Annotated in this window: 21 protein-coding genes and 1 riboswitch; of the genes, 9 read left to right on the top strand and 12 right to left on the bottom strand. The window is 65.9% G+C overall.

The features are described from left to right. Positions 1 to 39: 39 nt before the first annotated feature. The 5 genes from FAS41_RS06975 to FAS41_RS06955 form a co-directional block, all read right to left on the bottom strand. Positions 40 to 1,047 (bottom strand): ABC transporter substrate-binding protein, encoded by a 1,008-nt coding sequence (locus FAS41_RS06975; RefSeq protein WP_246084826.1) that lies wholly within the window; start codon positions 1,045 to 1,047, stop codon positions 40 to 42. Positions 1,048 to 1,091: 44 nt separating this feature from the next. Continuing rightward, a riboswitch (guanidine-I (ykkC/yxkD leader) is annotated at positions 1,092 to 1,194 on the bottom strand. A 223-nt stretch (positions 1,195 to 1,417) separates the two neighbouring features. Beyond that, entirely contained in the window at positions 1,418 to 2,587 is a 1,170-nt protein-coding gene (locus FAS41_RS06970) for an MFS transporter (protein WP_138520879.1), read from the bottom strand. A 492-nt stretch (positions 2,588 to 3,079) separates the two neighbouring features. Continuing rightward, on the bottom strand, positions 3,080 to 4,873 hold the full coding sequence (locus FAS41_RS06965; RefSeq protein WP_138520878.1) for an N-acyl-D-amino-acid deacylase family protein: 1,794 nt from the start codon (positions 4,871 to 4,873) through the stop codon (positions 3,080 to 3,082). Next, positions 4,870 to 5,613, bottom strand: coding sequence for a sulfite exporter TauE/SafE family protein (locus tag FAS41_RS06960; protein WP_138520877.1), 744 nt, complete (start codon positions 5,611 to 5,613; stop codon positions 4,870 to 4,872). Before FAS41_RS06960 ends, FAS41_RS06965 begins: the two co-directional genes overlap by 4 nt. Next, the gene (locus tag FAS41_RS06955; protein ID WP_138520876.1) at positions 5,610 to 6,521 is read right to left on the bottom strand and encodes a bile acid:sodium symporter family protein; all 912 of its coding nucleotides are present in this window, start codon (positions 6,519 to 6,521) and stop codon (positions 5,610 to 5,612) included. The genes FAS41_RS06960 and FAS41_RS06955 overlap by 4 nt, the downstream gene beginning before the upstream one ends. A gap of 190 nt (positions 6,522 to 6,711) precedes the next feature. Between FAS41_RS06955 and qhpR the strand changes: the two genes are divergently transcribed. After that, positions 6,712 to 7,668: an AraC-like transcriptional regulator QhpR gene (gene qhpR, locus FAS41_RS06950; protein ID WP_138520875.1), complete on the top strand. Its 957-nt coding sequence runs from the start codon at positions 6,712 to 6,714 to the stop codon at positions 7,666 to 7,668. A 5-nt stretch (positions 7,669 to 7,673) separates the two neighbouring features. On the opposite strand, the gene FAS41_RS06945 is transcribed toward qhpR, so the two are convergent. Together FAS41_RS06945 and mltA are read right to left on the bottom strand one after the other, a co-directional pair. After that, positions 7,674 to 7,913: a hypothetical protein gene (locus FAS41_RS06945; RefSeq protein WP_138520874.1), complete on the bottom strand. Its 240-nt coding sequence runs from the start codon at positions 7,911 to 7,913 to the stop codon at positions 7,674 to 7,676. A gap of 144 nt (positions 7,914 to 8,057) precedes the next feature. Then, positions 8,058 to 9,209, bottom strand: coding sequence for a murein transglycosylase A (gene mltA / locus FAS41_RS06940; protein ID WP_138520873.1), 1,152 nt, complete (start codon positions 9,207 to 9,209; stop codon positions 8,058 to 8,060). 151 nt (positions 9,210 to 9,360) lie between these two features. Here mltA and FAS41_RS06935 point away from each other — a divergent pair, with 151 nt between their 5' ends. Beyond that, the gene (locus tag FAS41_RS06935; protein ID WP_138520872.1) at positions 9,361 to 11,721 is read left to right on the top strand and encodes a DNA polymerase II; all 2,361 of its coding nucleotides are present in this window, start codon (positions 9,361 to 9,363) and stop codon (positions 11,719 to 11,721) included. A gap of 44 nt (positions 11,722 to 11,765) precedes the next feature. Here FAS41_RS06935 and queD read toward each other — a convergent pair whose 3' ends face one another. Further along, positions 11,766 to 12,122, bottom strand: coding sequence for a 6-carboxytetrahydropterin synthase QueD (gene queD / locus FAS41_RS06930; RefSeq protein ID WP_017516521.1), 357 nt, complete (start codon positions 12,120 to 12,122; stop codon positions 11,766 to 11,768). Between the two features lie 107 nt (positions 12,123 to 12,229). Further along, positions 12,230 to 13,789: a nitric oxide reductase transcriptional regulator NorR gene (gene norR / locus FAS41_RS06925; RefSeq protein WP_138520871.1), complete on the bottom strand. Its 1,560-nt coding sequence runs from the start codon at positions 13,787 to 13,789 to the stop codon at positions 12,230 to 12,232. A 171-nt stretch (positions 13,790 to 13,960) separates the two neighbouring features. Between norR and hmpA the strand changes: the two genes are divergently transcribed. From hmpA to FAS41_RS06910, 3 genes are read left to right on the top strand one after another with little or no spacing between them, the layout of a single operon-like run. After that, positions 13,961 to 15,142 carry an NO-inducible flavohemoprotein gene (gene hmpA, locus FAS41_RS06920; RefSeq protein ID WP_138520870.1) on the top strand — a complete coding sequence of 394 codons (1,182 nt, stop codon included), beginning with the start codon at positions 13,961 to 13,963 and terminating at the stop codon, positions 15,140 to 15,142. Positions 15,143 to 15,192: 50 nt separating this feature from the next. Then, entirely contained in the window at positions 15,193 to 15,450 is a 258-nt protein-coding gene (locus FAS41_RS06915; RefSeq protein ID WP_138520869.1) for a transmembrane sensor/regulator PpyR, read from the top strand. Then, positions 15,437 to 16,627 (top strand): NnrS family protein, encoded by a 1,191-nt coding sequence (locus FAS41_RS06910; RefSeq protein WP_138520868.1) that lies wholly within the window; start codon positions 15,437 to 15,439, stop codon positions 16,625 to 16,627. The genes FAS41_RS06915 and FAS41_RS06910 overlap by 14 nt, the downstream gene beginning before the upstream one ends. A 91-nt stretch (positions 16,628 to 16,718) precedes the next feature. Here FAS41_RS06910 and FAS41_RS06905 read toward each other — a convergent pair whose 3' ends face one another. Both FAS41_RS06905 and FAS41_RS06900 read right to left on the bottom strand, forming a co-directional pair. Then, entirely contained in the window at positions 16,719 to 17,090 is a 372-nt protein-coding gene (locus FAS41_RS06905; protein WP_171049452.1) for a YfeK family protein, read from the bottom strand. A 33-nt stretch (positions 17,091 to 17,123) separates the two neighbouring features. After that, positions 17,124 to 18,206, bottom strand: a complete 1,083-nt coding sequence (locus FAS41_RS06900) for a patatin-like phospholipase family protein (RefSeq protein WP_138520867.1) — start codon at positions 18,204 to 18,206, stop codon at positions 17,124 to 17,126. Between the two features lie 148 nt (positions 18,207 to 18,354). Here FAS41_RS06900 and FAS41_RS06895 point away from each other — a divergent pair, with 148 nt between their 5' ends. The 4 genes from FAS41_RS06895 to FAS41_RS06880 are packed head-to-tail and all read left to right on the top strand — an operon-like array spanning position 18,355 to position 20,973. Further along, complete coding sequence (locus tag FAS41_RS06895; protein ID WP_138520866.1) at positions 18,355 to 18,663, top strand: PepSY domain-containing protein; 309 nt, start codon at positions 18,355 to 18,357, stop codon at positions 18,661 to 18,663. After that, positions 18,663 to 18,977, top strand: coding sequence for a PepSY domain-containing protein (locus tag FAS41_RS06890; RefSeq protein WP_138520865.1), 315 nt, complete (start codon positions 18,663 to 18,665; stop codon positions 18,975 to 18,977). Before FAS41_RS06895 ends, FAS41_RS06890 begins: the two co-directional genes overlap by 1 nt. Next, positions 18,977 to 19,651 carry a response regulator transcription factor gene (locus tag FAS41_RS06885; RefSeq protein WP_138520864.1) on the top strand — a complete coding sequence of 225 codons (675 nt, stop codon included), beginning with the start codon at positions 18,977 to 18,979 and terminating at the stop codon, positions 19,649 to 19,651. The genes FAS41_RS06890 and FAS41_RS06885 overlap by 1 nt, the downstream gene beginning before the upstream one ends. After that, positions 19,648 to 20,973 carry an ATP-binding protein gene (locus tag FAS41_RS06880; protein WP_138520863.1) on the top strand — a complete coding sequence of 442 codons (1,326 nt, stop codon included), beginning with the start codon at positions 19,648 to 19,650 and terminating at the stop codon, positions 20,971 to 20,973. Before FAS41_RS06885 ends, FAS41_RS06880 begins: the two co-directional genes overlap by 4 nt. A gap of 471 nt (positions 20,974 to 21,444) precedes the next feature. Here the strand turns inward: FAS41_RS06880 and FAS41_RS31145 are convergent. Then, on the bottom strand, positions 21,445 to 21,576 hold a 132-nt coding region (locus FAS41_RS31145; protein ID WP_246084837.1), incomplete at its 5' end, for a hypothetical protein.

The following is a 21,576-nucleotide window of genomic DNA, read 5'->3' as shown; positions in this document are numbered from 1 at the left end:
GCGCTCCCGCCGTCCCGGCGAGAGCGTCGGGTGGGTGCCTTACTGGGCGAGGGCCTGGACGAACTGGGCGTCGAAGGTCTGGGCGAAGTCGGGGATCGCCGGGATCTGGCTGTTCTCCTTGAGCAGCTGGGCGATGACCGCGCCGCTGCCGAAGAAGGAGCTGGTGGCGTCGGACTTCTCGAAGTTCTTGCTCATTTCCGCCAGCGGGATGTTGTAGACCCCGGCCATCTGCTCCTTGGCCTCGGCGGCACTGACGCCGAGCACCTTGCCGATGATTTCGGCGGATTCATCCGGGTGCGCCTTCATGTAGGCCAGACCGTCGGCGTAGCCCTGGATCATCGCGGTGATCGCCTTCTGGCGTTTGCCGATGACCTCCTGATTGAACACCAGCACGTCGGTGATCAGGCCCGGCGCGTCCTTTGATGAATACACGACGTGGAACTTGTCGCCCGGCATGCCGAGGATCTGCGAGACATTGGGCTCGTAGGTCACGCCCACCGGCAGGCTGCCCGAGGCCATGGCGCCGGGGATGCCTTCGGGGGTCATGTTCACCGGGCTGACGTCCTTGTCGCTCAGGCCATGGCTCTTGAGCGCATAGGCAAGCAGGAAGTCCGAAGGCGAGAGCGGGTTGAAGCCGATCTTCTTGCCTTTGAAGTCGGCGACGGACTTGATCGACTTGTCGGCGACGATGGCGTCCCCGCCATTGGAGAAATCGATGGGCATCACCACGCGGTACGGCTGGCCCTTGGCGACGCCGCCGACCACCTGGTCGTAGGTGAGCATGCCGCCATCCAGCGCGCCGCCGGTCATCGCGGTGGGGATCAGCGCCGGGTCGTTGAAGAACTGCAGCTCCACCTTCAGCCCGTGGGGCTTGTAGAGGTCGAGCTTGTCGGCGACGTAGAAGGGCGCGTAACCGGCCCAGACAACGGTGCCGATCTTGAGCTTCTCGGCGGCCTGGAGCGTCAGTGGCACGACCCCGGCGGCAGCAAGCAGACAGGCACCGAGCAGGGTCTTGCGCAGGGAACGCAGGGAAAGCGGCATGGTCATGGCATTGCTCCTAACGGTTGGAAATCGGCACGGGATGACATCACGTCTCCCGGGCTTTTCTCCCGCCGTGTAGCCCTGTCCCTAGGGCCGGAAAACTCTCGGACCAGACATCCTCGTGAAAGGACCGGAACCCTAGTTCGCCTCTGGTGCAACTCCAGTGTGTGCCTTGCAGCGTTCGCCCACCCGGTGGCTACCTTGCCGTGGGTGATGCATCCCGTTGCAGGGGACAGAGCAATTGAAATGCCAGCTTTTGATCACGGAAAAAAGCGCCGGGGATTTCAAGCGCTTAGCGTGAATCCCCGGTACAGAGCGGTTGCCGCGTGGACATGCGACGGCACCAAGTCGAGGCGCCTTGCCTTCTATTGAGGCATCAGGCGGCGCTTACAGCGGTGCGCCGCAGCGAGGCAGCCGCGGTGGCCACGAACAGCCCGGCGGCCAGCGCCAGCGCCACCGGTACGCCCTGCGGGCCGAGGTCCATGAGGCTGCCGCTGAGCAGGGGGCCGAGCAGGCTGCCGACGCCCCAGAGCATGCCGGCCGCGGCGTTGGCGGTGACCAGGTCGCGGCCGCGGAAGCGCTGGCCGATCAGCACCAGCGCCAGGGTGTAGACGCCGCCGGCCACTGCGCCGAGGACCATCAGTGCCGGCCACAGCAGCGAAGGCTGGGAAATCAGCCAGGGCAGGGCGAGGCCGATCAGCATAGCGCCCACGCCACACAGCAGGTGCAGGCTGGAGCGGTCCAGGCGGTCGGAAAGCCAGCCCAGCGGCAGCTGGAAGAGCATGTCGCCCAGCAGGATCACCGTGGCCATGAAGGCGGCGATGCCCACTGCATAGCCATGGCTGGAGGCGTACACCGGGAAGAGCGAGAGCACCACGCTGTCGAAGAAGGAGAAGAACAGCACGCCCATGCACAGCGCCGGGGCCACCCGCAGGAAGCCGGCGAGGGAGAAGCTGCGCGGTTCCTCGACGTGTTCGTGGAGGCCTTCCTCGGGCATGGCGAAGGCCACGGTAGCCAGGGCGACCAGGTGCCCGGCGCTGACCAGCAGCACCACCCAGGGCGTCTGCGCACCGAGCAGTGCTACCAGGGTCGGGCCGAGCAGCTGGAAGGCGGTGAAGCTGGTCGCATAGAGGGCAACGATGGTGCCGCGATTCTTCTCGCCGCACAGCTCGTTGACCCAGGCCTCGCCGAGGATGATCGCGATGCCCATGCCGACACCCAGCGCCAGGCGCGCGGCGGCCAGCGCCCAGAGGGAATGGCTGCTGAACTCGATGGCGAGGGTACTGGCGGTACATAGCACGAAGCACAGCAGGTACAGGCGGCGCCGGCTCATCAGCTGGCAGGCGCGGTCCACCAGGGTGGCGGCGAGGATCATGCCGGCCGCTGGCACCGCCGACAGGATGCCGATCTGCAAGGCGCTGGCGCCATTCTCCAGCAAGCGCAGCGCCACCAGCGGCAGCGTCGCGCCCAGGCTCAGGCCGACGATGGAGACGGCGAACAGCAGCACCGCGAGAAGCGGTTTGTTGAGGATGGCTGGGGTATTCATGGAGACCTTCTCATGCCCGGGCGCTCATGCCACGGGCCGGCAAATGCAAACGAGCCCGCCGGGATTCACCGGGGGGCGGATTCGAAGTGCGGAGTGACCGGCGCGAAGGCGCGCGGCGTCCGGCTCAGCAGCCGGTGGGAGGAGAGAAGGTGAAGGCGAAGAGAACGCTGCGACGCAGGTTCAGCACGGCATCGACCTTGCGCACACGCGGAGGCTCCCGGAGGAGGGCGAGCGATGAGTCGGCGAAGCGGCAGAACGGGGTCATGGTGCGGATACAGCGTAGGACGTAGGAAAACGCGCACTCTAGTGAGTGCGCGTCAGACCGTCAATCTCGGCCCGCCGCGCGGTCGAGCTACGCCCGCAGTGTCTGCAGAACGTGCTGGGTAGGATGGTGTGGAGCGCAGCGATACCCACGCTGACCGCGTGCGGGATCGATGGGTATCGCTGCGCTCCACCCATCCTACGACTTGCGAACCGCCGGTAACACCGATCTTACCGACCGTAAACCGGGCTGCCCGACGGCACTTCCTGTGGCCGGCTCAATACATCGCGCCCCGGCAGGAAGGTGCCGAATACGCGCTCTTTGCCCAGCGCCTCGGGGAAGCCGCTTTCGCGGCGATAGGCAACGCGGCCATTGATCAGAGTGGCGTCCACAGCATCGTCGTTGCGCTTCACCAGGCGCGTCAGGCCGATCACTTCCATCGGGGCTTCGCAGACGTCGTCCAGCTCGTCGGTCAGACCCGCCGGGTTGACCACTACCAGATCGGCGCGGTCGCCGACGCGGATATAGCCGGCGTCGATCCCGGCGAAGTCCGCCAGCTCGCCGGTCAGGCGGTGTATGGCGCGGCCTGTGTCCATGAAGCTCTGCCCGGCCAGTTCGGCATCGCGCACGTACTTGAGCATGCGCAGCGGGAAGTTGTACTGCGCATGGGAAGCCAGGTGCGCGCCGGAGTCGGCGAAGCCCGGCTGCGTCCAGGGGCTGGCCAGCAGCTTGCCCATGATTTCGGGGCGGTGGTTGCCGTAGCAGGTCGTCCACTTGAGTTCGTTGCGGTACTGGCCGGCCAGCTCGAAGAAGGCGTCTACCGGGTCCAGCCCGCGCTCGCGGCCGATGTCCTCGAAGTTGCGCCCGACCAGGGAGGTGTCCGGGCATTCGCGCACCCAGCAATCGGACAGGTTGCGGTGCCAGAGGCCGAGGCTGAGGGTGGCCTTGATGTCCTTCTTGAAGCGTTCGCGGAAGGCCGGGTCCTGGATGCGCGTGTAAAGCTCATCCGGGTCCTTGATGTCGCGCAGCACTTCGCCGGCGCCGAACTCCTCGAAGCCATTCATGTTCAACCCTTCGATGCGCACCACGAAGGGCGCGGGCAGGGTCTGCCAGCGGTAGCGACCGCGCAGCAGGCGGTTGGCGACCCAGCCGGAGGCACGGGTGATGCGGTGCATGAAGGGCTGGGATTTCAAGTCCAGTGCGGTGAGCATCGAGCACTTGAGCGGGCGGCGGAACCAGCCGTGGGCCTGGTAGAGGAAAGCGAACACGTTGATCTTGGTGACGGCGTTGGGCGCGCCCTGCATCAGCGCGTTGCGTCGACGCAGCACGGCGAACAGGCGGGAGAACTCCTTCCAGCTGGCGAAGGTGGAGGGCAGCGGGCTGGACCAGGCGCGGTCGCCGTCCATCTTGTCCAGGCGCGTGGTCATCACCGAGAGGCCGAAGCAGCCGGCGTCCAGCGCTTGCTCCAGCAGTTCTTCCATGCGCTGCAGTTCGGCTTCGGTGGGTTTGGCGCCGCTGATGGCGCGCTCCAGCCCCATCACCGTCACGCGCAGCTCGGAGTGGCCGAGGAACGAGCAGAGGTTCGGCCCCAGCGGCTGCTGGTCGTAGAAGGCACGGTAGCCCTTGGCATCCTTCCAGGTGCGTTTGTCGCGCAGGATGGGCAGCACCTGCTCGCGCGGCACGGCTTCGACACGGGTGAACAGATCGGAGCAGTCCTCGGCCTCGCCCAGCACCATGCTGATGGAGCAGGAACCGACCGACACGGTAGTCACGCCATGGCGCACCGACTCTTTCAGCGCCGGCGCGGCGATGGCTTCTGCGTCGTAGTGCGAGTGGATTTCCAGGAAGCCGGGGGTGACCCACCGGCCGCTGGCGTCGATGACTTCCGGGCAACCGCTTTCGTCCAGCGGGCTGACGCTCAGGGTGTCGATGCGACCGTCCTTGATGCCGACGTGGCGCAGGCTGCCGGGGGCATCGCTGCCGTCGAAGTACAGGCCGTTCTTGATGATGATGTCGTAGCTCACAGGAGGCTCCAGGGCGACAGCAGCAGGACGCCGCTGACCAGCAGCAGGCAGTGGATGGCGAGGCGGAAATGGCGTTCTTCGAAACGCTGGTGCAGGCGTTCGCCCAGCCACACGCCGAGCAGCAGCAGGGGTGCGTAGGCCAGCACCTGGGGCAGCGCCGGGTGCAGGCGGCCGTCAAGCAGGAAGGCGACGGTCAGCAGGCCGTTGAGGGTGAACCAGACGCAGACCAGGGTGGCGCGCAGGCGGGTCTTGTCCAGCGGGCGAGTGGAGAGTGCGTAGACCAGCAGCGGCCCGCCGGAAGCGAACAGGCCATGGCAGACTCCGGCGGCGCCGGTGGCCAGCCGCACCACCCAGTTCGGTGTTCTGCCGCGCTCCGGGGCGCTGGCGCGCAGGCGCCACAGTTCGCGGCCGGCGAACCACAGGATCAACACGCCCAGCCCGCGCTTGAGCGGCTGCGGGTCCAGGTGCGGCAGCAGCAGATAGCCGACCAGCATGCCCAGCAGCATGCCTGGCAGTACGGTGCGTAGCAGCAAGCGCGTGTCGATCAGCCGGTGGTGCCGCCAGCACAGGTAACCGGTCATGCCGATGTTCAGCGGCACGAGGATCGGCAGCAGCGTCTCGATGGGCATCAACAGCGCGCCGAGGGACAGGGCAATTACCACGCTGCCGAAGCCGGTGATGGCTTCCAGGGTGTAGGCCAGCAGGATGAAGCCACCCAGGGCGATGGCGGGTGCGTTCATGGGGCGGCCACAACGGCTACGCGAGGTTCGCGGCGCGCCCAGAGCTGCGCCAGGACCAGCCCGGAGAACAGTTGCCAGCAGCCCCAGAACGCCGCGATCAGCAGCATGCCGCCGGCCTGCGGGAAGAAGGTGAGGATCAGCGCCATGCCCAGCGCCGAGTTGTGAATGCCGCTTTCCAGGGTCACTGCGCGTACGTCGGCGTCCGGCAGCTTCCACAGTCGCGCGCAGGTGTAGCCCAGCAGCAGTGCGGTGCCGTTGAGCAGCAGGACCAGCCAGAAGAACAGGTGGAAGTAGGCCATGAACTGCTGGAAGTTCTTGGCGAACGCCATGCCGACGAAACCGAGCATCACCAGCAGCGACAGTTGTCGCATGGGCTTCTCCAGGCGCCGCGCCAGTTGTGGCCTGTGCTTGCCCAGGGTCATGCCCAGCAGCATCGGCAGGATCAGCACCAGTACCACCATGCCCACCAGCTCCAGCGGGTCGATGTGGATCTGCGTGAGGCGGTCGCGGGTCGCCGGGTTCAGCCCTGCGTAGAGAGCGAAGTTCAGCGGCGTGAAGATGCCCGCACTCAGCCCGGATACGGCGGTGACGCTGGCCGACACTGCGACGTTGCCGCGGGCCATCCAGGTCATGATGTTGGAGAAGGTGCCGCTGGGGCAGGTGGCGACCAGGATCATCCCCAGCGCCAGTTCCGGGTCGATGGGCAGGGCAATGGTCAGCAGGCAGGTGGCGGCGGGCAGCAGCAGGAACTGCACCAGCATGCCGATCACCGGCGCCTTGGGCTGGCGCAGGATGCGGGCGAAGTCGTCGCGGCGCAGTTCCAGCGATACGCCGAACATCATCAGGGCAATGATGGCGTTCAGGGCGATCATCGAACCGCCGGAGAATTCGAGATGGACTTCAGGCATCGCCGTTCTCCCGCAGCAGGAGGGCGGGGAGAGGCGAACGGGCAGTAGCCGGCGGCACGGGCGCGGCTCCGATTTTAATCAGCATGCAAGGCGACTCTTGTTTGTATTTATCGTTGTAATTGGCAAGCATAGGGCAGCGTTACCGCCGGGTAACGGCTCAATCGGGACCTTCACCGGTTAATTCGGGACCATGCCGCACACCATTACCGTCCATTACGCCCAGGGTATCCTGCAGGCCGCCCAGCGCCTGGGGTTGTCGGTGCCTGCCGATCTGCAGGCGGCCAGCCTCGAACCGCGCATTCCGCTGCAACGCCAGGATGCCTTCTGGGAAGCCATCTGTGCCGCGTCGGGCGACACTTTGCTGGGCCTGCGCCTGGGCAGTGCCCTTCAGGTCGGCCATCTGGACATGGTCGGCGCGCTGTTGATGAGCTGCGACCGCTATGGCGAGGCGCTGGACGCCTTGCTCGAGTATTACCCGATCATCGCCGAGGGCAGCGCGTTCCAGCGCGAGCAGGACACGACGCAGGTGCGCCTGGTCTACCGCCCCAGCTATACCGTGCGCCGCGAGGAGCGGGTGGAGGCCGCGCTGGCCAGCCTGGTGCACCTGACCCGCTGGATCACCGGCGACCGGGTCAGGCCGCAGCAACTGGCCCTGAGTCACTCGGCGCGAGGTGAAGCCGCGCGTTACGTCGAGGTGTTGGAGTGCCCGGTGACCTTCGACAGCGGCGAGAACGCCCTGAGCTTTGCCGTGGCCGATCTCGATGTGCCGCTGATCCAGGCCAATGCCCTGATGCGTGAGCATCTGCGCGCGCTGGCCGATGCGCAGCTCGAACGACTTGGGGCGCAGAGTCTGGCCGCGCGCGTGCAGCAGTTATTGCGACAGAACCCGCGCTGGGGCAAGGAGAAGGTGGCCGAGCAGCTCGAGCTCAGCGGGCGCCATCTCAACCGCAAGCTGGCCGATGAGGGCACCAGCTTCAAGTTGCTGCGCGAGCAGGTGTTGCACGGCATGGCCGAGCAGCTGCTGCGTGAATCGTCGCGGCTGGGCGAGGTGGCCGAACGCTTGGGCTTCTCCGACGAGAGCGCCTTCGCCAAGGCTTTCCGTCGCTGGAGCGGGATGACGCCGGGACAGTTCCGTCAGGGCAACTGAACCCGTCAGCGTTGGCCGTGGTTGACTGATGCGAGCGCCTGGGCAGCGGGCAGGTCGACTCGCTGGGGGACGCTGCGCTGCAGTTCGATGACGCCGGTGCCGGGCAGCTTCGATACGAAGAAGTGATCGACGCCGAAGAACAGCAGGATCAGAGCGATGGCGCCGATCCAGCAGAGCACGTCATAGTCCAGCGGCCAGCCACGGTGCTGGTGCTGCGAGCGGAGGGGGGGCTGGTTCTTCTTCATGGCGGTCACCGCGTTCGGATGGAGGGTCGGCGAAGCCAGGGGAGTGCCTGGGTTCGCCGACCATTTTCCGGTGGGCGGTGCGGCCGGTGATTCAGGGAGCTCTGTAGGACGAGTAGGAATTACCTCTACTTTCCTACGCCAAGATCAGGCGCCGGGCAGCGCCTTGTCCTTCGGCCAGAGCAGCCACAGCTGGCCGTCCTGCTTCATGTGCCCGGCCAGCTCGCCGGCCGCATCGCCAGTGCCCCAGAACAGGTCCGCGCGCACCTCGCCGACAATGGCGCCGCCGGTGTCCTGGGCGGCCACCGGGCGCACCACCGGCGCGCCGTCCGGGCGGGTGGTGGAGAGCCACATCAGGCTGCCCAGCGGGATCACCTTGCGGTCGATGGCTACGCTGTAGCCTGGCGTCAATGGCACGTTCAGCGAGCCGCGCGGGCCTTCGTTGCTGTCCGGACGCTGGCTGAAGAACACGTAGCTGGGGTTGCTTGCCAGCAGTTCATCGACGCGTTGCGGATGGGCGCGGGCCCAATCGCGGATGCGCGCCATGCTGACTTCTTCCTTGCTCAGCTCGCCCTGTTCCACCAGCCAACGGCCCACCGGCTTGTACGGGCGACCGTTCTGGTCGGCGTAGCCCAGGCGCAGTTGGCGGCCGGAGGCGAGCTCCACGCGGCCGGAACCCTGGATCTGCAGGAACTGCAGGTCCATCGGGTCGGGCAGCCAGGCCAGCACGGGCGCATTGACCCCATCGCGGCGGATGCCGGCGGCATCGGCGTAGGGCACCAGGGTATTGCCCTCGAGCTTGCCGCGCAGGCGCTTGCCCTTGAGTTCGGGGTAGACGCTGTCCAGCGCCACGGTGACCAGGTCCTTCGGCACGCCGTAGACCGGTACTGTGTGCTGGGCGTCGCGCTGCTGGCTGCCCCGGTAGACGGGCTCGTAGTAGCCGGTGATCAGGCCGTTCCTGCTGCCCTCGGCGGAGCGCAGCTGGTAGGGCTGCAGGTGGGCCTGCATGAACTGGCGGATGGCCGGGGCGGCAGCCGGCACGCTCGCCGCGTCGGCGCAGGTGGCGGCCCAGTTGTCATCCTTCTTCAGGCGCACCGCGCAGGCCGAGCGCCAGGCGCTGAAGCCTTGCAGCACATCGGTATCGGCGGTCTGCGGAAGGTCCGACCAGTCGGCCTTGGAATAGGTGGGCGCCTGGGCCTCTTCGGGCTTCTTGCCGAACAGGCCGCAGCCCGAGAGCAGGGTGGCGAAGCAGAGGGTGGTAAGGAGAGGGCGGGTCCAGTGGCGGGACGAATCGGTCACGGGCGAGTCCTGGCAGGCAAACGAAAGCCCGCTAGCTTGGGCAGACGCGGGGCGTGCGTCAAACGCATCGGTCGGATTTACATGCCTTGCAACGAATACGCGGGTGGCCCGGTAGAATGTCGGCATGAATCAACAGACGGGTGGTTAGAGCGTGGAGGCAAGGCAGGGTTTCGTCCTGACTCGACATTGGCGGGATACGCCCGAAGGCACCGAGGTGGGCTTCTGGCTGGCCACCGATGAGGGGCCCCGGCATGTGCTGCTGCCACCGCAGACCTCGGTGGCCTTCGTGCCGGCCGAGCAGCGTGTCCGCGCCGAAAAGCTGCTGGCCGGCGAGCGTGGCGCCGAACTACGCGCGCTGGGCCTGCGCGACTTCCAGCAGCGCTCGGTGCTGGGGCTCTACTGCCAGCAGCATCGGCAGTTGATGAACCTGGAAAAGCGCCTGCGCGAGGCCGGCGTGGAAGTCTTCGAAGCCGATATCCGCCCACCGGAGCGCTACCTGATGGAGCGCTTCATCACCGCCCCCGTGGTCTTCAGCGGCGAACAGACCCAGGGCGGCAGCACCCTCACGGCGCAACTGCGCCCCGATCCGGATTACCGGCCGAAGCTGCGGCTGGTCTCGCTGGACATCGAAACCAACATCCGTGGCGACCTCTATTCCATCGCCCTGGAGGGCTGCGGCCAGCGCCAGGTCTACATGCTTGGCCCAGCCAACGGCGTCGACGGGGAGCGCGATTTCGAGCTGGAGTACTGCGACAGCCGGGCTCAGCTGCTGGAACGCCTGAACCAATGGTTGGCCGAGCACGACCCCGACGCCATTATCGGCTGGAACCTGGTGCAGTTCGACCTGCGGGTGCTGCAGGAGCACTCCAAGCGCCTCGAAATCCCGCTGCGGCTGGGCCGTGGCGGCGACGAGATGGGGTGGCGGCAGCACGCCACCAGCAACCACTACTTCGCAGCGGCAGCGGGCCGGCTGATCATCGACGGCATCGAGGCACTGCGCTCGGCATTCTGGAGCTTCCCCTCGTTCAGCCTGGAGAGCGTCTCGCAGCAGCTGCTGGGCGAGGGCAAGTCCATCGACAACCCCTACGACCGCATGGCCGAGATCGACCGCCGTTTCGCCGAGGACAAGCCGGCGCTGGCGAAGTACAACCTCAAGGACTGCGAGCTGGTCACTCGGATCTTCGAGAAGACCCGCATCCTCGACTTCCTGCTCGAACGCGCCAGCGTCACCGGGCTGCCGGCGGATCGCAGCGGTGGTTCGGTGGCGGCCTTCACGCATTTGTACCTGCCGCCGATGCACCGGTTGGGCTACGTTGCCCCGAACCTGGGCGGCAAGGCCCCGGAGGCCAGCCCGGGCGGGTTCGTCATGGATTCTCGGCCGGGGCTCTATGAGTCGGTGCTGGTGCTGGACTACAAGAGCCTGTACCCGTCGATCATCCGCACCTTCCTGATCGACCCGGTGGGCTTGGTGGAAGGCTTGAGCGACCCGTCCGACGAGGCGTCGATTCCCGGCTTCCGTGGTGGCCGTTTCTCGCGGACCCAGCACTGCCTGCCCGCCATCGTCGAGCGCGTCTGGCAGGGTCGCGACGCCGCCAAGCGCGACGGCAACGCGCCGCTGTCCCAGGCCCTGAAGATCATCATGAACGCCTTCTACGGCGTGCTGGGTTCCAGCGGCTGCCGCTTCTTCGATCCGCGCCTGGCCTCGTCCATCACCATGCGCGGCCACGAGATCATGCGGCGCACCCGCGAGCTGATCGAAGGGCAGGGGCACCGGGTGATCTACGGCGACACCGATTCCACCTTCGTCTGGCTCGGCCGCGCCCACGACGAGGAAGAGGCGGCCGGAATCGGTCGTGCGCTGGTCAGCCACGTCAACCGGTGGTGGGTCGAACACCTGCGCGAGGAATACGGGCTGGAGAGCGCGCTGGAGATCCAGTTCGAGCGGCACTTCCGGCGTTTCCTGATGCCGACCATCCGAGGGGCGGAAGAGGGCAGCAAGAAGCGCTACGCGGGCCTGGTGCGGCGCGCCGACGGCAGTGACGAAATGGTCTTCAAGGGCCTGGAAACCGTGCGCACCGACTGGTCGCCGCTGGCCCAGCAGTTCCAGCAGGAGCTGTACCTGCGCATCTTCCAGCGCCAGCCGTACCGGGATTACGTACGCGACTATGTAAACCGCACGTTGGCCGGCGAGCAGGATGACCTGCTGATCTTCCGTAAACGTCTACGCCGCCAACTCGGCGACTATGAACGAAACGTGCCGCCCCACGTGCGCGCCGCGCGCATTGCCGACGACTACAACGAACGCCAGGGCCGCCCGCGCCAATACCAGCGCGGTGGCTGGATCAGCTACGTCATCACGGTCAACGGCCCGGAACCGCTGGAAACGCTGGGTTCACCGATCGATTACGATCACTACGTCAGCCGACAGCTGCAGCCGATTGCCGACGCCATCCTGCCCTTCGTGGACGATGACTTCAGCGCGCTGGTCGACCGGCAGATGGGGTTGTTCTGAAACAAAAAAGCCGGCATCAGCCGGCTTTTTTGTTTCATTGCACATCAGTCGCCACGGTATTCGCAGCCGCTGGTGCAGGTCTCGTGCACGCGGACCTTGGACAGCTCCGGCAGCAGCGGCTTGAGCTGTTGCCAGATCCAGCGGCAGAGGTTCTCGCTGGTGGGGTTTTCCAGGCCGGGAATGTCGTTCAGGTAGTTGTGGTCGAGCTGGTCGTAGATCGGCTTGAAGATCTGCTTGATCTCGGCGAAATCACGAATCCAGCCGGTATGCGGATCGACCTCGCCCTCGATGTAGATGGCGGCCCGGAAGGAGTGGCCATGCAGGCGCCCGCACTGGTGCCCGGCGGGAACATGGGGCAGGCGGTGGGCCGACTCGAAGGTGAATTCCTTGAACAATTCCAAAGTAGCGTGCTCTGTGACGATCGCCGGCCCTGGAACGGGCCGGCCGGAAAATGGGCGCATAGTCTATCACCATCGCACCCGCCGGACCGGCCGATCCGGCCAGCGGCTCACTTGACCGCCAGGCGTCTTGCCAGGCGGTTGAGGTTGGCACGGTCCAGGCCCATCTCGCGGGCCACGGCAGCCCAGTTGCCTTCGTGGCGCTCCAGGCTCTGGCTGATCATCCGGCGCTGGAAGGCGTCCACCGCCGGGCGCAGTTCGCCGGCCAGTTCAGCATCGGTGCCGTTGTCGGCTGGGCTCGCTTCGGCATCGGGCGCGCCCTTGTGCAGGGCGTTCAGGGTGAGATCATCGACGCCCAGGCTGAGGATGCGCGAGCGCTGCGAGTGGTTTGCCAGTGCCTTGAGGGAAGCCCGGCCGATCAGGTGCTCCAGCTCGCGCACGTTGCCCGGCCAGGCGTAGTCGACCAGCGCGGCCTGGGCTTCGCGGGTCAGGCGCAGGCTGCGCAGCCCCAGGCGCGGGCGGTTCTGCTCGAGGAAGTAGCCGGCCAGCAGCAACACATCGTTGCCGCGCTCGCGCAGGGGCGGAACGCGCAGCGGGTAGACGCTCAGACGGTGGTAGAGGTCGGCGCGGAAGCGACCGGCACGGACTTCCTCGGCGAGGTCACGGTTGGTGGCGGCGATCAGGCGCACATCCACATGGTGTTCGCGGTCCGAGCCCAGACGCTGCAATTGACCGCTCTGCAGCACGCGCAGCAACTTGGCCTGGATCGCCAGTGGCAGTTCGCCCACTTCGTCGAGGAACAGGGTGCCGCCGTCGGCCAGTTCGAACTTGCCGTGTCGTTCGCCCACCGCGCCGGAGAAGGCGCCACGGACGTGGCCGAAGAGCTCGCTTTCCACCAGGGTTTCCGGCAGCGCCGCACAGTTCAGGCTGATCAGCGGCTGGGTGCGCCGCAGCGAATTGGCGTGGATGGATTGGGCGACCAGTTCCTTGCCGACGCCGGTTTCGCCGGTGATCAGCACGCTCAGGTCGCTGCCGGCCACCACCTGGATTTCTTTCATCAGCGCCTGGTGCGACCTGCTCTGGCCGATCAGCTCCCTGGGCTGGTCGCCGGAGGCGCGCTGGTAGGCGTCGGCGCGCTGCTGCTCGTGATCGGCGCGCTGGGCCAGGTCGGTCATGCGCTGGTTGGCCTTCACCGTGGCGGCGGCCAGGCTGGCGAAGGCTTCGAGGTTGTCCAGGTCGCTGGTGGAGAAGCGTTCCGGGTCCAGCGCGTCCAGGGTCAGCAGGCCCCAGGGCTGTTCGTCGACCAGCAGCGGGCAGCCCAGGCAGTCATGAACCTCCAGATGGCCGTGCAAACCCTCCACCAGCCCGTCATAGGGGTCGGGCAGGCCGCAGTCGGCGGCGAAATGCGTTGGACCGGGATGCTCGATGAGGGCACGCAGGCGTGGATGCTCGCTGATCTTGAAGCGACGGCCGAGGGTGTCCTGGCTCAAGCCATCGACTGCCAGCGGCACCAGTTGGTCGCCTTCCAGGCGCAGCAAGGCGGTGGCGTCGCACGGTAGCAGGCCGCGCAGGGCTTCCAGCAGGCGGCGATAGCGTTCACTTTCCGGCAGCTCGCGGGATAGGTCGGCAACCAGCGGGAGCAGGGTGGCAAGTAGTGGGTTTCGAGTCATTTTGACCTCTATGTTGTCATTATGACGCTGATCAGTGGAGGTCATTATGACTCTTTTCCCATGAAAGGTCCCGTGATTACTGGGCTGCAGGGTTGGCACGCTTCCTGAAATACCTGAGGCAGAGAGCACAGGCGACCCCATTCACCGCCTGGCCAACCTGAGGAGATCCAGATGCTGTCCAACGAACACCGTACCCTGGTCAAGGCCACCGTCCCGCTGCTGGAGACCGGCGGAGAGACCCTGACCCAGCACTTCTACAAGATGATGCTCAGCGAGTACCCGGAAGTTCGTCCGCTGTTCAACCAGGCGCACCAGGCCTCCGGCGACCAGCCTCGCGCGCTGGCCAACGGTGTGCTGATGTACGCCCGCCACATCGATGAGCTGGAACAGCTCGGCCCGCTGGTGGCGAAGATCGTCAACAAGCACGTCGCCCTGCAGATCCAGCCGGAACACTACCCGATCGTCGGCAGCTGCCTGCTGCGTGCGATCCGTGAAGTACTGGGCGAGGAGATTGCTACCCAGGAAGTGATCGATGCCTGGGCCGCCGCCTACGGCCAGCTGGCCGATATCCTGATCGGCGCCGAGGAGTCCGTTTACCAGCAGAACGCCGAGCAACTCGGCGGTTGGCGTGGCGCCCGGCGCTTCCGCATCGTGCGTAAGGAAGCTGAGAGCGAGGAAATCACCTCCTTCTACTTCCAGCCTCTGGATGGCGAGCCGCTGCTGGACTTCCAGCCCGGCCAGTACATCGGCCTGTCTCTCGACATCGATGGGGAAGAGGTGCGCCGCACTTACTCCCTGTCCGACGCGCCCAATGGCCGTGAGTACCGCATCAGCGTGAAGCGCGAGCCCGAAGGCAAGGTTTCCAACTATCTGCACGATCACCTGCAGGTGGGCGATGAGCTGGACCTGTTCCCGCCGGCGGGCGATTTCGTCCTGCGCGGTGGCGACAAGCCCCTGGCCCTGATCACCGCCGGTGTCGGCATCACCCCGGCACTGGCCATGCTGAAGCCGGCGCTGGAATCCGGTCGTGAGGTTCACTTCATCCACTGTGCCCGCCACGGCGGTGTGCACGCATTCCGCGAGTGGGTCGAGGCGCAATCCGACGTTCATCCGCAGCTCAAGCACTACTTCTGCTACAGCGAGCCGCGCGCGCAGGACGCTTCCCACGTCGAAGGCTTCCTCAGCCGCGAGCTGCTGGCTGACTGGCTGCCAAAGGACCGCGACCTGGACGCCTACTTCCTCGGTCCCAAACCGTTCATGTCTCAGGTGAAACGCCACCTGCGCGAGATCGGCGTGCCCGAGCAGCAATCCCACTACGAGTTCTTCGGCCCGGCCAGCGCGCTGGAGGCCTGAACCTGAACGCCGGCCCGATGGCGGGTCGGCGCAACCCGAGGAGGTGTGTGATGGAAAGTCTTTTCGCTTGCCCGCAACGTAATCTGTCGATGTCCTGGTCGCTGCTGACCGGCGGGCTCGTCTTACTGCTGCTGGGAATCGTGGGAGCCTATTTCGTCGATGGGCATCTGAACCTGCAAAGCGTTGTCGCAGCGCATGCCTTCACCATCCTCGGCCCGACATTATTGAAGCTGGGCTACGTGCTGCGGCTGGTGGCCCAACATCAGATGCGCAAGGAAGGCTGGGAGGCTTGCTGTGTTACTGGTTGATCGAAAGGCTCTGCTGACCATTGCGCCCCTGTGGCGCCTGGGCTTCCGTCCGTTCTTCCTGGGTGGCGCGGTGTTCGCGCTGATCGCCATCGCAGCCTGGGCGGCTGTGCTTCTTGGCCTGTTGCCCGCGTGGCAACCATTGGGTGGGTGGCTGGCCTGGCACCGCCATGAAATGCTGTTCGGCTTCGCGGCGGCGATCATCGCCGGATTCCTGCTGACCGCGGTGCAGACCTGGACCGGTCGCCCTGGCGTCAGCGGCAAGCCGCTGATGGTGCTGTCACTGGTCTGGCTGGCGGCGCGGATTGGTTGGCTCGTGGGGGTGCCGCTGTGGCTGGTCACCGTGCTGGAGCTGGCGTTCATGCCGGCGCTGGCCTTCTTCATCGGCCGCAGCCTATGGCAGGTGCGGCAGAAGCGTAACTACCCGATCATCGCGGTGCTGAGCCTGCTGACACTCGCCGATGCGCTGGTGATGGCTGGCATCTGGGCCGGCAACGATGCCTGGCAACGTGGCGGTGCACTGGGTGCGTTGTGGCTGGTGGCGGCGCTGATGGGCCTGATCGGCGGCCGCGTGATTCCCTTTTTCACCCAGCGTGGGCTGGGCCGCACTGCTCAGGTGCCGGCCTGGAACTGGCTGGACAATGCCCTGCTGGGCGGCACGATGCTGGTGGCGGTACTGAGCGCCGCCGGCATCGGCCTGACTCCGCACCCGCTGGCGGGTTTGCTGTTTGCCGCGCTCGCCGTAGGCCACCTGATTCGCCTGTGGCGCTGGTACGACAAGGATTACTGGGGCGTGCCGCTGCTCTGGTCGCTGCACCTGGCCTACTTGTGGATGCTGCTGGCCCCGGCAGGCATGGCGCTGTGGAACTTCTGGCCGAGCTTCAACGTCAGCCTGGCGATCCACGCGCTCACCGTCGGTGGCGTCGGCGGGCTGATCCTGGCGATGGTCGCGCGGGTGAGCCTTGGCCATACCGGTCGGCCGCTGCAACCGCCGAAGGTAATGTCCTGGGCCTTCGCGCTGCTCAACCTGGGTGTTGTCGCACGGGTGCTGCTGGTGATGTGGTGGCCGCTGGAAGGCCTGAGCATCGCGGCCGCCTGCTGGGTGGTGGCTTTCCTGATGTTCGCCTGGCATTACGGGCCGATGTTCTGGAAGCCGCGGGTGGATGGACAGCCGGGCTGATCAGCGTATCCCTGTGAAGCCGCCAGATGGAGGCTGATCGCGGGCATGGCTAGCTCCAGCAGGAGCCCTTGTCCGCGATTCATGCCTCGCCTTACTGCCCCTCACGCAGCCGCTTGAGTTCGTCACGCAGCCAGGTGCTGGCGTCCTGTTTGCCCGTCGGGCAATCCACCTGGTAACGCTGGCCACTCATGCTGCTCTTGGTCGCGGCACGCTCGATGAAGTCTTCCGCGCTGCTCACCAGATCCTTGTTTTCCAGGTAGTCCAGCTTCTTCTGCAGGTGCTTGCGCGCCTCGGCAGCCGGGTACTCGCTGCCGTTGCGAATGAACTGGCAGCCGCTGTGTTCGACGAAGCCCAGCAACTGGCTGATTTCCTGCTGCGCCTTGGCGTCGATGGCGGCTTGCGCTTCTGTGCCGATGAACAGGAGGGATACCAGCAGCGAGGGGAGCTTCCGAGAGTGAGACATGGCGATTCCTTGCCGGATGCGTGAAGCCGTCGATTATGTCAGCGGCTGCAGGCGTTCGCCGAGACGGCCGCTGTCTACCAGTTCAAGGAACTCGTCGCCCATCCGCCGGCTCTCGTCCATCGCCTTGCGCCAGTAGCGCTCGCGGCCTGCGTCATCGCCAATGTAACGGTGGAAGTCCTTGCGGTCCGGCAGCTTGTTGTGCGGCAGCTGTGCCAGGTATTCCTTCGACGGCGCCAGCAACAGTACGTCCTGCAGGCGGCCGGCGTCGCCGCGGCGCCAGGGCAGACCCTTGTCGAACCAGCCGGGGATGACCTTGTCGGTGAAGTGCGGGTAGAGCACCACGCCTTCGGGCTGGTAGGGCAGGTCCAGGTGGTAGTCCAGCAGGCCGCCGTCGCGGTAGGTGCCGGGACCGGCGCCGGGGATGTCGCGCACGCCTTCCATGACCATGGGGATGGAGCCGGAGGCGAGCAGGGCGTGGCGCAGGTTGGCCAGGTCCAGGTGCAGGTAGCGCGAGGGAAAGTCCGATAGCGCTTCCAGCGGTGGTGCACGGCGGGCGTCGTGGATGATCAATCGTTCGAAGTGCCGGTGCAGGTGCCGGCGGCCGACCAGGTTGTCGCGGATCACCGCGCCCAGGCCCAGACCGAGGTTGGCCTTGCCATCCTGCGCGAGGCGGCCGTGGCTCTTCACCACCACCACGTTGAGGCGGTACCAGGGGTTGTCCAGCACACTGGCGTCGTGGCCATCAAGCAGGTCGTCGAGCATCTTCGCGCAACTCTTCGACACGTCACTGATGCTCGCGTTGCGGGCGAAACGCTGCTGGGTGTAGAGCTCGCCCAGGCGACGGATGCCTGCGGCGGGATCGGGCAGGCAGGCGCTGGCGAAGCGCCAGGAGCCGATGGAGGCACCGATCAGCGAGCGCTCGCGCGGTGCGCGCGGCAGCCATTCACCGAACAGGGCGAGGTCCAGGCCCTGGATGCCTAACGCCTTCGGACCTCCGGCGGCGCCAGGCAGGATGCCGACATCGTCGGGGCTGAGTCCCTGTTCGCGGATGCGCTGAAGTGCGCGGCTACCGGCCTTGAGGGTGAGGGCGGGGGTCTTGATCTGGATGGCGGTCATGCGGGCCTCGCTGTGGCAGGCCGCGATTATAGAGCCTGGAGGGGGGAAACAAGGATACTTCAGGGGCTGAATGTGTCTTTCAGATTCAGCTTGAATTAAGTCCCTCGTCTTAGTCTGACAGTCGTGAAATTCCTACGGAGATAAGCACATGAAATGGCTGCTGACCCTGACCGCTCTGACAGCCCTGCTGTTAGGAGCGGGCGTCGCCACGGCCCACGACATTGGCCCCGACGAGGCGCTGCGTCTGCGCGATGCCGGCACTATCCGCCACTTCGAGGAGCTCAACCGTACGGCGCTGATCAAGCATGCCGGCGGTTCGGTGTACGATAGCGAACTTGAGCTGGAGCATGGCCGCTACCTGTACAAGGTCGACATCAAGGACGCCCAGGGCGTCAAATGGGATGTCGAGCTGGATGCGGTCACCGGCGAAGTCCTCACCGATCACCAGGATGACTGATGAAGACCGTTCTGCCGCGCGCAGCGCTGCTCGGCCTGGCGCTCGCCGCCATTGCCGGCGTTGCGCAGGCCCATGACCTGAGCCAGGACGAAGCCCTGCGCCTGAGCAAGGAAGGGGTGATCCGCCCCTTCGAGGAAATCCTCCCCGCCGCGCTGAGCCGCTACCCTGGCTCTCGCCTGCTGGAAGCTGAACTGGAGAAGGAGCACGGCAACTACATTTACGAAGTGGAGTTGCTGACCGTTGACGGTGTGGTGCGCGAACTGGAACTGGATGCCCGCGATGGCCGCATCCTCAAGGATAAGGAAGACGACTGATGCGCCTGCTGCTGGTGGAAGACCACGTACCCCTGGCCGATGAGCTGATGGCGACCCTGACCCGCCAGGGCTATGCGGTGGACTGGCTCGCCGACGGCCGCGACGCCGCCGTGCAGGGCGCCAGTGAGCCTTATGACCTGGTGATCCTCGACCTCGGGCTGCCGGGCCGCCCTGGTCTGGAAGTGCTTCAGGAGTGGCGCAGCATGGGGCTTTCGGTCCCGGTGCTGATCCTTACCGCGCGGGGCTCCTGGGCCGAGCGCATCGATGGCCTGAAGGCCGGCGCCGATGACTACCTGACCAAGCCATTCCATCCCGAAGAACTTTTGCTGCGCATCCAGGCGCTGCTGCGCCGTGCCCGCGGGCTGGCCAACCAGAGCCAGCTGGAAGTGGCCGGCCTGAGCCTGGACGAGTCACGCCAATGCGTACAGCAGGGCGGCAAGGAGGTCGACCTGACGTCCGCTGAGTTCCGTCTGCTGCGTTACTTCATGCTGCACCCCGGCCAGCTGCTGTCGAAATCGCACCTGGCCGAGCACCTGTATGACGGCGAGACCGAGCGCGATTCCAACGTCATCGAGGTGCATATCAACCACCTGCGCCGCAAGCTGGGCCGCGAAATCATCGAGACCCGCCGTGGCCAGGGCTACCGTTTCACCGGCAATGGAGCCGCCCGTTGATATCGATCCAGCGCCGGCTCGGAATCGGGCTCGGCGTGGTGCTGGTGGTGGTCGGCCTGGCGCTGGCGCAGGCAGGCCTCTGGCTGTTCGACCAGGGGTTGCGGCGCTATCTGGTGAACGGGCTGCAGGACGAAGCGGAAAGCCTGCTGGTAGGGATTACCCGCGGCCCTGCAGGGCTGCAGCTGGATGGTCAGCGTGTCGACGCGGCCTATGAGCGGCTGTTCTCCGGGCGTTACTTTGTCATCCGCTTCGATGACCAGACCTGGCGTTCGCGGTCGCTGTGGGACAACGAGCTGAAATTGCCCTCGCACAAGGGGCTGGCCAAGGCGCTGGAGAAAGGTCCGGAAGGTCAGCGCCTGCTGGTCTATCGCGGTGACTACAAACGCTACGGCAAGAAGCTCAGCATCGTGGTTGCGCAGGACTACACGCCCGTCCTCAAGAGCTTCAACCGCTTGCGCAATATTGGTCTGGGTGCTGGTGCGCTGGCCTTGTTGTTGATCCTGATATTCCAGGGCTTCACCGTGCGCCGTGCCCTGCGCCCGCTGGAGCGGGTGCGCCAGCAGATTGCGCAGTTGCAGGAGGGCCAGCGCAGCCAGTTGGATCGCCAGGTGCCACGCGAACTGGAGCCGCTGGTGGAGCAGACCAACCACCTGCTGCAGCACACCGAGGACACCCTGCGTCGCTCGCGCAATGCGCTGGGCAATCTCGGCCATGCGCTGAAAACGCCGCTGGCCGTGCTGATCAGCCTTGCCGACCGCGAGGAATTGCGCGATCACCCAGAGTTACGCCGCGTGTTGCGGGAGCAACTGGAGCAGATCGAGCAGCGCCTGGCCCGCGAGCTGGGGCGTGCGCGGCTGGTGGGCGAAGCCTTGCCCGGTGCCCACTTCGATTGCGATGCCGAGCTGCCGAGCCTGTGCGACATGCTCAAGCTCATTCACGGCGACCACCTGGCCATCGACTGGCAGGCACCGCCCGCTACGCGCCTGCCGTATGACCGGGAGGACCTGCTGGAGATGCTCGGCAACCTGCTGGACAACGCCTGCAAATGGGCCGATGCCCAGGTGCGGCTGACGGTGGAGAAGGGCGCTGACGCCTATCGGTTGTGCGTGGACGACGATGGTCCCGGCATTGCCGAGGACCAGCGTGACAGTGTGCTGGAGCGTGGTACGCGGCTGGATGAGCAGGTGGCCGGACATGGCCTGGGCCTGGGCATCGCGCGGGATATCGCAGCGGCCTGTGGCGGTAGCCTGAAGTTGGAGGCCAGCGAGTTGGGTGGGCTGAGGGTTGAGGTGGAGTTGCCCCGTAAATCGATCGCGCAATGAAACTGCTGTATCGGAGCGCCTATTATCGGAACCCTCTGACTACTTGATCGCTTCCGGCCGATAGAGGTACTGAGACCCGGAGAGGAACATTGCCCCCCTTCTGAAACGGCCAGCTTCTGTGCGATTGGCCATCGGTATCGAGGGAATGCAATGGTTCTCGATGTGCTTGTTCACTCCCGCGCGAGGAGCTGCCCATGAACTGGGCAGGAGCGCTGTTACTGCTCGTGATCTCAGTCATTGCCATCTGCGCAGCAATCAGACATTCCGCGCAGACTCTATCGGGCGCCGAAGCCGATGCCTGCTTGCAGTCGCGTTATCGCGCAGAAACCGAAGTTCCCTCTCCGGCATCTACCGAGACCCGCGCCCGCAGGAGACAAATGGTGCAGGAATTCTGTCTCATGGGGCTGGCTCCCCGCGAACGGGATCTTCCCCGAAGTGAAGACGAGTCTCTGACACGCCTTGGGAAGACCTCTAGACCCTGAACTGATCCATCAACCCCTGCTGATGGTTGGCCAGCTTGTTCAGCGACTGGCTGACCTGCGCCGACTCCTGCGCCTGGCTCGACAGCGATTCGGTCACATCACGGATGCCAGCGACGTTGCG

Origin of the sequence: Pseudomonas nicosulfuronedens (assembly GCF_005877905.1) — a bacterium.
Taxonomy (GTDB): Bacteria; Pseudomonadota; Gammaproteobacteria; order Pseudomonadales; family Pseudomonadaceae; genus Pseudomonas; species Pseudomonas nicosulfuronedens.
This window is presented reverse-complemented; position numbering and strand designations above follow the sequence as displayed.